This is a genomic window from Ereboglobus luteus, from assembly GCF_003096195.1.
GTDB lineage: Bacteria > Verrucomicrobiota > Verrucomicrobiia > Opitutales > Opitutaceae > Ereboglobus > Ereboglobus luteus.
This window is the reverse complement of record NZ_CP023004.1, coordinates 3,534,832-3,549,444: the sequence shown is the minus strand read 5'-3', so window position 1 is coordinate 3,549,444 and position 14,613 is coordinate 3,534,832. Positions and strand designations below refer to the sequence as shown.

The 14,613-nt window shown below is 64.8% G+C and carries 1 protein-coding gene; it reads left to right on the top strand.

Annotated elements, in window-relative coordinates; genetic code table 11:
• Nucleotides 1-128: 128 nt before the first annotated feature.
• Nucleotides 129-14,600, top strand: a complete 14,472-nt coding sequence (locus tag CKA38_RS12940; protein WP_108825854.1) for a filamentous hemagglutinin N-terminal domain-containing protein — start codon at nt 129-131, stop codon at nt 14,598-14,600.
• Nucleotides 14,601-14,613: the final 13 nt, after the last annotated feature.

Below are 14,613 nucleotides of genomic sequence, written 5' to 3'. Positions count from 1 at the left end.
GCCCATCGAAGCGCGCTTGCGCCGGAGCGACGGTTTTCAACCGTCGGACGAGGCGCGGCCTCGCCCTTTGAAATTTCCACCCTCTGGCGGTTCCCCGCAGTCCATGCAACCGAAAGCCACCCCCGCCCATGAACACGCGCAACACAATCCTTTCCCGCCTCCTCCTCCGCCTGAAACGCGAGGCCGATTTCACCCTGCGCGTCATCCTCTCCGCATCCATCCTCACCCTTCCCGCGACCGGCCTTCGCGCCGACGCGCCCATGGGCACGGTGGTCTCGGGCGAGGCCTCCTTCGATTACAACGGCAACAAGACGACAATCACCGCCGGCAACAACGCCATCATCGAGTATCCCAAGTTTAACATCGACCGAAACGAAACCGTGCAGTTCGTCCAGCCCACGGACACCTCGCGCGTCTTGAACCGCATCACCGGCGGCGATCCATCCTCGATCCTCGGCAATTTGCAGGCCAACGGCATCGTCTATTTCGTGAACCCCGCCGGCATCTATTTCGGCCAGCACGCCACCATCGACGTCGGCCAGTTCTACGCCGCAGCGGGCAACCTCTCCAACTCCAACTTCCTCGCGGGCCGCGACAACTTCGAACGGCTCTCCGGCCAGGTGCACAACGAGGGCACAATCAATGCCAGCGCCATCCACCTCATCGGCCAGAACGTGCGCAACACCGGCAACCTCAACGCCCCCGCCGGCCTGGTGATGCTCGCCGCCGGCGACGACGTGCTGATCGGCCGCCGCGGCGAGCACGTCTTTGTCAACGCCACCAAGACCACGCCCGACGCAGCCTCCGCCACCGCCGGTGTTGAAAACGCCGGCAACATCAACGCCGATGGCGGCCGCGCCCTGCTCGCCGCCGGCGACCTCTACGCGCTCGCCGTGCAAAACTCCGGCGTCATCAAGGCGCGCAACGTCGAACTCGCCGGCCAGGGCTCCGGCGAAGTCTGGAACCGCGGTGCCATCGACGCCGCCTCCACCGACACCGAAGGCGGCCGAGTCGAAATCACCGGTCAATATGTGGGCCTCGACGAAAACTCCGTCATCGACGCGAGCGGCGCGACCGGAGGCGGCGAAGTCCTCATTGGCGGCGACTTCCAAGGCGCGAGCGCCGACATCCGCAACGCCACCGCCACCTACGTCGCCGAGGGCGCGGCCATCCGCGCCGACGCCACGACCAGCGGCTCCGGCGGAAAGGTGATCGTCTGGGCCGACGAAACCACGCGCTTCCACGGCAATATCTCCGCGACCGGTTTCACGCACGGCGGCTTCGCCGAGGTCTCCGGCAAGCAAAACCTCCTCTACACCGGCCTCGCCGACCTGCGTTCCGCCAACGGCCTCACCGGCAGCCTCCTCCTCGATCCCGACAACATCACCATATCGAATGGCACGAACGACGTTAATTACGCATCCGGCGTTTTCACCGCCCCCTCAGCCGACGGCGATTACATTCTCAACACCGGAACCCTGATCGCCCAACTCGCGCTCGCCAACATCACTGTCCAAACCTCCGCCGGCGGCGCCATCACCGTTGCCGACGCGCTTCCCTATAACTCCACCAACTCCCTCACTCTCGATTCCGCCGCGGCCATTTATATCAACGCCGCGATCACCAACACCAACGCCGGTGACATCAACCTCAACGCTGTCACCGACACGATTTTCTCAAGCGCGGGCTCGATCACCACGGCAGGCGCCTTTTCGTCCGTGTCCGGCAACTTTGCCACAAACACCGCCGCCAACACCATCAACGCCGACGGCGGCATCGCCATCACCGCCACCAACGGCGACATCACGCTCAACGGCAACATCACCTCGCTCGGCGGCGACATCACGCTCGATTCCAGCACCAGCCTCTCAATCGCCGCCGCCATCAGCGCGGCAAGTGGATCCCTCACCGCAATCTCCGACTCCGACATGATCATTGGCGACGTCATCACGGGGAGCGCGCAAACCTACATCGCAAAAGGCGCCTTCACCGGCACCGGACAACTCCAAACCACCGGCGCGGACGCCGGCATCACCATCAACGCCGGAAACGACATCTCCCTCACAAAAAAACTCACCTCCGACCAAGGCGCCATCTCGCTCACTTCCGGCACCGGTGGCATCACCGTCGGCAACGTCACCTCCACAGGCTCCCAAACCTACGCCGCTGGCGCCGCCTTCACCGGCACCGGACAACTCCAAGCCACCGGTGCGGACGCCGGCATCACCATCAACACCGCAAACGACATCTCCCTCTCCGGGATCATCACTTCCGGCCAGGGCGGTGTCTCGCTCACCACCAGCACCGGCGGCATCCACGTCGGCGACGTCACCTCCATCGGCGCCCAAACCTACGCCGCTGGCGGCGCCTTCACTGGCACGGGGCAACTCCGCACCACCGGCGCGAACGGCGATATTATCGTCGAGTCCCAAAACGACATCTCTCTCACCGGGGACATCATCTCCGAACAAGGCGGCATTTCGCTTACCTCCGGCACCGGCGGCATCACCATCAATCGCGCCACTTCCAGCGGATCCCAAACCTACGCAGCCGGCGCCGCCTTCACCGGCTCGGGGCAACTCCGCACCACCGGCGTGAACGGCGACCTTGTCATAAACGCCGGAAGCGACATCTCCCTCTCCCAGGACATTCGCTCCGACCTAGGAGGCATCGCGATCACCTCCGCCACCGGCAGCATCTCCCTGACCAGTGCCTTCTCGCCCGACGGCACCCAAGCTTACAGCGCTCTCAACGGCAGCATCATCCACACCGGCACTCTGGATGCCGTCGGCATCACCTTCAATAGCCAGAGCATCACCACAGGCGCCCGTATTTCCGCAACCAGCATTCTTATGGATGTCGATTACGACCTCACCATTGACGGCCAGTTGATGACCACCAATGCCAGTGATGGCGACATCACCCTCATCTCCAAAAACGGCAACATCCTCATCAACGAAAACGGGCGCATCGATGCCATTGGCATCTTCTCCGCCACTGCCTCCGGCAATTTTACCCTTGAGGGCCCCATCAACACCATTACCGCCCAACGCGGTGCTTCAATCCACGCGGGCAGCAACATCAACTTAAACGCCACGATTACCACCGGCGGGAATCTTTCCCTGCATGCCGGGTCGGGCCTGATAAACATCGGCGCAGGCGGAAGCCTGTTCGATGTTCGGGGCTTCACAACCACCGGCACCCTGCGCGGCGCCGACACGATTGCACTCAGCATCAACACCAGTGGAACCGCCAATTCGGGCAGAGCCGGCGGCAACGTCACGATTGCCGGCATCGAGTCCTTCAGCGACGTCACCATCAACGCCGACGGCGGCAGCGGCACCGTGGGTGGGACCGGCGGCAATGGCGGCCAAATCGACGTCACCATCACTGGCAACATTGGCGGAACCATCGACATCCACGCCAATGGCGGCGCGGGCGGCGCGGGCACGAGCAGTATCACATCACCAAACGGCGGCGGCGGCAACGGCGGATCTTCTACGGGAGGCAGCACCTATTTGGGCGGCGACGGTGGCTCGGGCGGCGGCGTGGGAGCCGCTGGTCAAGCAGGGGGCAAAGGCGATAACAAGGCGACTGGGGAAAATCGGGTGGTCAACGGAGGCAGCGGCGGCAAGGGAGGAACCCGCGGTGGCGCGGGTGGCAATGGCGGCTCCATTACGGTGACGCTTGACGAGCTTGCGCAAGTCGCTGGACCCATCGTTTTGGCAAGCAACGGCGGTGCGGGTGGCAAGGGCGGCGATGGTGGCAACGGCGGCAACGGCGGTTCAATGGGCGGCGGCGCGGGCGGCGGCGGCGGTGGTGGTGGCGGTGGTGGCGGCAACGGCGGCAAGGGCGGCAGTGGCGGTTCAGTTTCCTTGCTATTTCCCAAAACGACAACCGTCTCAATAGGCGGCACGCTTTCACTATCCAGCAACGGCGGCGCGGGTGGCACGGGCGGCAAGGGCGGCAAGGGCGGCAAGGGCGGCGACGCCTCCACCTTTCATACCGGTTTTAATTACCTGGACGGCGACGGCGGAGGCGGAGGAGGCGGCGGCGCCGGTGGCAATGGCGGCACTGGCGGCGCGGGCAATAGCATTACAATTGCCGGAAATGCCGATAGCGGTGGTGCGCTCACGGTCTCCAACAGCGCCGGAATCGCCGGCGGCGCGGGAGTGCGGGGCATGGGTGGCGACGGTGGCAAAAGAGCTGACGACGGCTCCGATGGCGGCGCGGGCACCGCCGGCTCCACCGGCATCGTCGGCGGCACTGGCGCCTCCGGCACCATCACCCTGAGGGATTTGATGCTCACCACTGCTTCCAACCAAACTTACAACAGCAACGTCCTCCTCAGCGGCAACGTCACGCTCGGCGCGGGCGCCACGGGCACGATCTCCTTTGCAAACGATGTCATCCGGAAAACAGGAACTACCGCATCGCTTGCTGTCACCGGCGCCAGGGAAATCTCCTTTGGCGGCGCGCTCGGCAACACCGGAGGCACCGGATTTGAATCCCTCAGCCTCACCGGCACGCTCATCAAGCTCGGCTCCAACACCAGCTTCACCACCAACGGCAGCCAGAGCTATTCGGGAACCCTCCAAATCGCGAACAACGCCTTCAACGCCACCAGCAACAACGGCGACATTAATTTCTCCGGCGTTTTCGCATCCACCAACGTTAACCTGACGCTGAGCGGCAAGATGGTTTCCCTTGGCGGAAACCTCAACCTCACCTCGCTCAACGTCACCGGAAACAACGGTATCAACATTGCCGCGTCCTCCATCGCCACCACCGGCGCGCAAACCTACGCCGGCGCGGTCACGATCGACGACGACATCACCTTCGCCTCCCGCAACGACGGCATCTCCTTTAACAACACTATCACCGCCGCCAACAACATCACGATTAACGCTCAAAACGCCATCACCCTCAACGGCAACATCACCGCCGGAACCGGCGGTTCCGGCGGCATCTCCATCACCTCCACCAACGGAAACCTCTCGCTCAAGGGCATCACTGCCACCTCCAACGGCGACCAAGCCTACTCCGCCGGAGGCTCCCTCCTATTGCCCTCCGTCATCAACACCGGCACGGGCAGCATCTCCGCCGCTACTTCCGGCGACCTCACCCTCGAGGCCATCACCTCCGGCAAGTCCTTCTCCTTCTCCGGCTCCAACATCTACGTCACCAACACCCTCGCCACTACCAACGCCGCCGATGGCGACATTACCCTCAACGCCACCGGCACCATCACACTTGTCCACACTGCCACAACCGACGGCCTCATCAACTCCGCCGCCGCCTTCACCGCCTCCGCCTCCGGCGCCTTCATCGCCGCCGTCTCCGACAACTCCATCACCGCCGCTTCCGCCAGCATCACCGCCGGTTCCATCATCCTTGGCGACGTCACCACCGCCGGCACGCAAACCCACACTGCCACAGCCGGCGATGTTAAGATCAGCGGCATCTTCCGGACCACTTCCGGCGGGGATGTCGTGGTTATCGCCAGGGACGCGATCTATCTCACCTATTATATGTCTGGATACGGCGGCGTCGATTCCGACGGCTCATTCTCCGCCACCGCCGCCAACTTCGGTTATAATAATGGGAGCTCGTATGTAGACATTACCGCAGCCGACAACATCGCGATCACGGCCACTGCCGGTGACATCCTATTCTTCGGAACCAGCTTCTCCGGTGGTGACATGTCTTTCAACGCCAGCGGCGACACTACCTTCTTTCAAGTTAACACAGTCGACGACATTCTCACCGCCACCGGCGATATCAGCGTCACCTCCGGCAGCAACCTCTATATCAGGGACGGCATTGTATCCACCGCCGGCGCCATCACCCTCACCTCCTCCAACGGCAACCTCTCGACTGGCAACGTGACAAGCGTCGGCGCGCAAACCTACTACACCGGAGGCACCTTCACTAGCAACGGCCTCCTCAAAACCACCGACCCGACCGGAGGCGACATCACCATCAACAGCCGGGACAAGGTGCAGCTCACCGCCTCCCCCTGCGCCATCGACGCGGCCGGCTCTCTGACGGTCACCAGCACCAACGGCTCCATCTCCCTCTGGAATGCCACAATCGCCGGCGGCGACATCACCATTGGCGCCCTCGACAACATTATCCTCTCCCGCGACATCACATCCGTCAACGGCGGCATCACCCTGACCTCCTCCACCGGCAACATCACCTTCCGCGACAACACCACCGCCACCTCCAATGGCGACCAAACTTACTCCGCCGGCGGTAATATCATCCTGCCCTCCGTCATCAACACCGGCACGGGCGGCGTCTCAGCCAACGCAACCGGCAATCTCACCATCAAGGTCATCACCGCCGGCAAGTCCCTCGCCTTCTCCGGCTCCAACATCTACGTCACCAACACCCTCGCCACCACCAACGCAGCCGATGGCGACATCACCCTCGTCGGCACTGGTAGCACCATCATGGTGCACACTGACACCACAAACGGCCTCATCGACATCGCCGGGGCGTTCTCCGCCACCTCCGCCGCATTCCTCTCCGAGGATAGCGCCAACACCATCACCTCCGCCGGCGATATCGCCATCACCGCCACCACCGCCGGCGGCATCACCCTCGCAGGCGACATCCGCTCCACCGCCGGCTCCCTCCTCCTCGACTCCTACGGCAACACCACCGTCAACGCCAGCGTCACCACCTCCGGCAGTCAGGTTTACGAAACCATGCACGGCGCCGGCGGCATCACAATCACCGGCACCCTCACCACCGCGACCGGCGGCGACGGCGACATCCGCCTCCTCTCCCTCAACGACGCCCTCATCAACGGTGACGCCCTCATCAACGCCGACGGAGCTGTTTACATTGACACCCTCACCCTCGCCACCGCCGGAACCGCCAACACCATCACCGCCGACGGTGGCATAAACATCACCGCCACCGCAGCCGCCGGCAACGCCATCACCCTCAACGGCGCGCTCACCGCCATCAACGACAACATCAACCTCGTCACCGCCGGCGGTAACATCACCGCCAACGCCGGTCTCGCCGCTGCCTCCTCCGCCATCGAACTCGACGCCGGCGCGGGCGCGATCACCGTCGGCGATGTCCTGACCGGCGGAACCCAAGCCTACACCGCAGGCGCTTTCACCGGCACCGGCATCCTCAAAACAACCGACTCCAACGAAGGCAACATCCATATCAACACCACCGGCGCGACCCTCATCACCGGCGCCGCCGGTGCCATCGACTCCGCCGCCGCGTTCACCGTCAACGTCACCGCGGGCAACTTCGCCACCGCGGGCACGGCCAACACCATCACCACGGCCGGCCCCATAGCCGTCACCGCCGGCGGCTTCGGCTCCGGCATCACGCTCAATGGAGCCGTTTCTTCCACCACCGGCGGCATCACCCTCGAATCCGTGGGCGGCATCACCGCCAACGCCCCCATCACCTCCGCCACCTCCGGCACCCACGGCATCACCATCACCGCCGGCGACGGCGCCATACTCGTCGGCGACATCACCACCGGCGGCGAGCAAAGCCACTACGCATGGTATGGCATCACCGGCACCGGCCGCCTCAAAACAACCGACACCGGCAACATCACCCTCAACACCGACGGCGACATCACCCTCACCGGCGACAACGGCGCCATCGACTCCGCCGGCTCCATCACCGCCAGCGCCCAAAACGGCATCACCACCTCCTCCTCCTCCAACACCATCGCCGGCGCCCGCGACATCACCCTCGCCACAAACAACGGCGACATTTTCCTGCGCGGCGACCTCACCGCCGCCAACGCTCCCGGCGCAAGCGGCGCGATCACCCTCACATCGACCCTCGGCGGCATCTCGCTCCTCAACGTCACCGCCACCTCCAACGGCAACCAAACCTACACCGCCGCAGGCAGCATCCTCCTCACCGACATCCTCAACGCCGGCACCGGCGCCATCTCCGCAAACACCGGCGAAGACCTCACGCTCTCCACCATCATCGCCGACAACTCCCTCAGCTTCACCGGCTCCAACATCTATATCACCGGCACACTCGGAACCACCGGCGCCACCGCCGGCGACATCACCCTCGTCGCCACCGGCAGCACCATCATGGTGCACACTGACACCACAAACGGCCTCATCGACGCCGCCGGCGCGTTCACCGCCACCTCCGCCGCCTTCCTCTCCGAAAACACCGCCAACACCATCGACGCCGGCGGTGGCATAAACATCACCGCCACGGGCGCGACCGGCGGCATCAAGTTCGCCGGCGACCTCGCATCCACCGGCGGCAATATCACGCTGATCTCCAGCAGCAGCATCGTCGCCCCCGTTGACATCACCACCGGCAACGGCGACATCACCATGAACGCGACCGGGCATATTCGATTGATCAATCCCGGCTCCATTTCAGTCGCCGGCCTGTTCACGGCAACCGCGAGCTATTTTACGAGCAGCCGGGACATCGCGGCGCAAGGCGACATTTCAATCACCGCCACAAGCTCCCACATCAGCCTCGGCGGAGCCGTTACCTCCGCCAACGGCTCCATCGCATTGCAAGCCGGCAGCCAGTTCCTCCTCAACGCCCTCCTCACCACGCTTGATGACGGCGACATCACGATTCAGGCAACCAACGGCGCATCCATCAGCGGGACCGGGAAAATCAACTCCGGCGGCGCGCTCACGATCAACAACACCCGCAGTCTTCGCACCACCTCATCCACCAACACCATCACGGCGAAGGGCGACATCAACATCAACACCGTGGCGACCGAGGGCATCGTGCTCAACGGCGACCTCGCATCCACGACCGGCAACATCACCCTCGTCTCCAGCGACAGCATCGCATCCACCGCCGCCATCACCGCCGCCGGATCGTTCTCCGCCACCGCCGCCCGCGATATGACCCTGCGCAACGTCACCACCGGCGGCGCGCAATCATACACCAGCAGCAACTTCACCGGCACCGGCCTCCTCCAATCCACAAACGCCGGCAGCGACATCGTCATCAGCACCACCGGCGCGCTCCTCCTCACCGGCGACGAAGGCCGCGTTGACTCCGCCGCCGCGTTCACCGCCACCGCCGACTCCTTCACCACCGCGGGCACGGCCAACACCATCACCGCCGGCGACTCCATCTCCGTCAGCGCCACCGCCGCCACCGGCGACGCCATCACCCTCAACGGCGCGCTCACCGCCCTCGCCGACAACATCAGCCTCAACACCGGCGGCGGCAACCTCACGGCCAACGCGCAACTCACCGCCGCCACCTCCGTCGTCACAATCAACACCGGCTCGGGTGCGATCACCGTCGGCGACGTCCTGACCGGCGGCACGCAATCCTACGCCGGCGGCAGTTTCACCGGCACCGGCCTTCTGCGCAGCACCTTCGCCAGCCAAAGCGACATCGTCATCAGCACCACCGGCGCGATCCTCCTCACCGGCGACGAAGGCCGCGTTGACTCCGCCGGCGCGTTCACCGCCACCTCCGCCGCCTTCCTCTCCGAAAACACCGCCAACACCATCGACGCCGGCGGTGGCATAAACATCACCGCCACGGGCGCGACCGGCGGCATCAAGTTCGCCGGCGACCTCGCATCCACCGGCGGCAATATCACGCTGATCTCCAGCAGCAGCATCGTCGCCCCCGTTGACATCACCACCGGCAACGGCGACATCACCATGAACGCGACCGGGCATATTCGATTGATCAATCCCGGCTCCATTTCAGTCGCCGGCCTGTTCACGGCAACCGCGAGCTATTTTACGAGCAGCCGGGACATCGCGGCGCAAGGCGACATTTCAATCACCGCCACAAGCTCCCACATCAGCCTCGGCGGAGCCGTTACCTCCGCCAACGGCTCCATCGCATTGCAAGCCGGCAGCCAGTTCCTCCTCAACGCCCTCCTCACCACACTTGATGACGGCGACATCACGATTCAGGCAACCAACGGCGCATCTATCAGCGGGACTGGAAAAATCAACTCCGACGGCGCGCTCACGATCAACAACACCCGCAGTCTTCGCACCACCTCATCCACCAACACCATCACGGCGAAGGGCGACATCAACATCACCACCGTGGCGACCGAGGGCATCGTGCTCAACGGCGACCTCGCATCCACGACCGGCAACATCACCCTCGTCTCCAGCGACAGCATCGCATCCACCGCCGCCATCACCGCCGCCGGATCGTTCTCCGCCACCGCCGCCCGCGATATGACCCTGCGCAACGTCACCACCGGCGGCGCGCAATCTTACACCAGCAGCAACTTCACCGGCACCGGCCTCCTCCAATCCACAAACGCCGGCAGCGACATCGTCATCAGCACCACCGGCGCGCTCCTCCTCACCGGCGACGAAGGCCGCGTTGACTCCGCCGCCAAGTTCACCGCCACCGCCGACTCCTTCACCACCGTGGGCACGGCCAACACCATCACCGCCGCCGGAGCCGTCGATATTCGCGCCACAAACAACCTCACGCTCAACGGCGCGCTCGACTCCTCCGCGGGCGGCGTCCGCCTCGCCTCCCAAAACGGCAGCATCACACTCAACGCCCTCGTCGCCTCCAACACCGCCGGAACCGACGGCCTTGTTGTCAATGCCAACGCCACCAACCCCGCCAGCATGATCACCATCGCCGGCGAAGTCGTCACAGGCGGCGCCCAAACCCACACCGGTTACCACACCAATATCACGGGCACGCTCAAGACGCTCGCCAACGGAAGCGCGATCATGCTTTCCAACAACTCCGGATTCGCCCGCATGCTCGGCCAGTCCGCCGTTGACTCCGCCGGTGATTTCAACGTCGGCGCGGGCGGTTTCACCGCCGACGCCGGCACGCGCGTCAACGCCTCCGGCGCCATCGACATCACCCACATCTACGCCACCACCGAGGAAACCCGGCTCGATGGACTCTTCACCTCCACCGGCTCGCAGAAATACACATCGCAATCGCAGGCGGGCATCGTTGTCGGAGGCACGCTCCGCACCACCAACGGCGACATCCTCCTGAACGCCACCCAAACCGTCGCCCTCATCCACACCGCCACCACCAACGGCCTCATCGACTCCGCCGGCAAACTCACAGCCACCGCCGACTCCTTCACAACCGCCACCGCCGACAACACAATCACCGCCGCCGGCGACATCAACATCGGGACAACCAACGACATCGTCCTCGGCGGCACCCTCGCCTCGACTACCGGCGTCCTCACACTCGTCTCCACGGCGGGCGACATCACGCTCGATTCGTCCGCCAGCGGCACCTCCGCGGTCATCACCGCCGCCGCCGGCGCGATTACCGTTGGGGATCTCACCACCACGGGCACCCAGCGCCACACCGCCGCGACAACAATCACCGGCACCGGCCTCCTCAAGACCACCGACGCCGCCACCGGCGACATTATCATGAGCGCGGGCGACGCAATCCTCATCACCGACGCCGGAGCCATCGACTCCGCCCGCGACATCAATATCGCCGCCGACACATTCACCACCGACGGCGCGACCAACACCCTCGCCGCCGGACGCGACATCACCATCGCCACCAACAACGACATCACAATCCAAGGAGACATCACCGCCGCCAACGCCGGCCACGGCGCGATCACGATGACCTCCACCGCCGGCAACATTTCCCTCCTGCACATCACCGCCACCTCCAACGGCGACCAATCCTACGCCGCCGCCCTCGACATCACCCTCACCGACCTCATCAACACCGGCTCCGGCTCCCTCCTTGCCGACGCCGGCGGCCTCCTCACTCTCCACTCCGTCATCACCGGCGGCACCCTCGCCCTCACCGGCTCCAGCCTCCTAATCACCGGCACCCTTCGCACCACCAACCCCGCCAGGGGCTCCATCGCCCTCACCGCCACCGGCGCGGACATCACCTTCACCGACGCCGGCTCGATCATCTCCGCCGACACTTTAGACGCCACCGCGAAAGGCAGTCTCCTCGCCACCACCGTCAGCAACACCCTCACCGCCGCCAGCACGCTCTCCATCGTCGCCGACGCCGGGATGGAACTGCACGGGGCAGTCAACGCCGGCAACGCCATCACCCTCGCCAGCGCCGGTGGCGACATTCTCTCCACCGCGCAAATCACCTCCGCCAACGCCGGCCTCGCGGCAACCGCCGACGGCATCACCATCGATAACGTCACCACGACCTCCGCCCAAACCTACACCGCCACCACCCTCACCGGCACCGGCCTCATCAAGACCACCAACGCCTCCACCGGAGACATCCTCATCAACGTCACCGACGCCGTGCTCCTCACCGGCCAGGGCGCGCTCGAGGCCGCAAACGTCATCACCGCCACCGCCGGATCCATCACCACGGACAGCGCGGCCAACACGCTCACCGCCGCGAAACACATCAACCTCACCGCCGCAAACGACATCGCCCTCGCGGGCAACCTCGCCTCCGCCACCGGCAACGTTTTAATTAACACCACCGACGGCGGCAGCATCATCCTCACCAATCTCATCACCACGCCCTCGGGCGAAATCGCGCTCACCACCACGGGCACCGGCGCGATCACACTCCACAACGCCACCAGCGGCGGCGACCAAACCCACGTCACCGAAAGCGGCAACATCAACGTCACCGGCACCCTCGCCATCGGCTCCGGGGCCGCGATGCGCTTCTCCACCACCTCCGCCACGGCCACCGGCACCACCGTCGTCGATGCGGGCGCGGCCCTCGTCGTCCCCGGCACCACGCTCCTCGTTCAAGGCGGCATGCTCCTCGACGAAACCGGACGCATCTCCGCACCCGTCGGCATCGACATTCAAGGCGCGGGCGCAGGCGTCACCCTCAACGCGGCCCTCGGCGGCGCGGGCAATCCCCTCGCCACAATCAACATCGCCGGAGCCGGAGCCATTGACATCAACGGCGGCATCGAAACCACCGGCGTGCAAACCTACAACACCGACGGCGGTGACATCAACATCACCTCCCTCCTTCGCGCCACCGACAACGGAGCGACCATCAGCTTCGACACCCACAACCCCAGCGGCACCACCGGCATGACCACCGTCCACACCGGCGGCATCCAAACCAACAACGCCACCGTCACCTCCACCGGCGGGCTCACCCTCGCAGCAGACACCACCTTCGACGCCGGCGGCGGCAGCCTTTACATCGACGGACAGGGACGCGCCGCCTCCCTCGGCATCGACCTCGCGCTCCCGCAAATCAACATCCTCAACGCAGGCGACATCCACCTCTCCGGCGTCACCACCACGGGCAACCAGTATTACCACTTCGACGACGGCGCCGCCATGCGCCTCTCCGGCACGCTCCTCGCCACCGGCAACGGCAGCTCCATCACCATCGAAAACACCCGCACCGATCACGCCGACTGGGCCACCATCTTCGCCGTCGGCGGCAACGGCATCCACATCGAGACCCTCAACGGCGACATCACCATCTCCAAATACAACACCCTCCTCTCATACGACCCCGACAACGGCGCCGCCTCCCCCACCGCGGGCGACATTTACATCCGCGCATGGAACGGCCTCGCCACCGTCCCCGACATTTCCGCCTCGCACCAAGTCGACCTCATCGCGCTCGCCATCACCCTCAATGGCACCCTCTACCAAAGCGGCGGCATCAGCATTCTCGGCATGGACGGAGCCCCCATCAGCTCAGCCTTCTTCACCCTCGTCGAACCCTCCGTCAACATCGTCGCCATTAAGAGCCGCGCCCTCTATCCGCCCTTGGTGGGAATCAACTCCTACGCCTACCTCCCCTCCCTTTACGACGCGGCCACCCACCGCGTTACCTCCGACTTCTTCAACACCGCCACCCCTGTTCCCGCCGGCAGCATCTTCAGCGAACTCTACGCAAGCGATTTCCGCAGCTGGATGTATCTCTACACCGAGCGCGTTCAGGTCAACATCGCCGCCAACACATTCGACAAATCCCTCGAACTCTCCGCCGTCGAGGAAAACATGCGCAAGGCCACCGCCGGCTACCTCGCCAGCAACGACGCCGCAAACCGCATCACCGGCGCCACCAAGGAGCACCTCTACAACGTCGGCATCTTCGCCCGCGGCGCCACCGACTCAGAGCGCCTCTCGCAACACCACTACCGCGGCCTCTTCCAGCAAATCATCCCCAGCGAAATCCCCTCGCCCGAGCATCGCAAGGTCGTCGACGGCCGCATCTCCGAAACCAGCGCCCGCGAAACCGTCGCCCTCTATCAGGAAACCTTCATGACCATCGGCGATGACGGACGCCCCGTTTCCCGCACCTCCGAAATCCTCGCCGCGCTCACCGCCACCTACAACGCCTACCGCGTCACCACCGCCACGCCCGGCCCCGTCGGCTTCGATCTCTACATCGACGACAACGCCGCCACAAACGCCGACGCCGCCGTCTCTCAAAAATTCGTCCGCAGCCTCCGCACGCTCTTCGCCGCGATCGAACGCATCGGCCTCACCCGCACCGAAGTCGCCGTCGCCAAGTCCGTCCTCCTCCGCCCCCTCCGCACTCCTGCGATCCCCGGCGCCACCCTCCGCGGCCTCATTGAACCTGACACCATCCTCGCCAGCACACCGTCAACCGAAGCCCCCAAGATCACCGCCAACTTTTAATCCAACGCCAAAC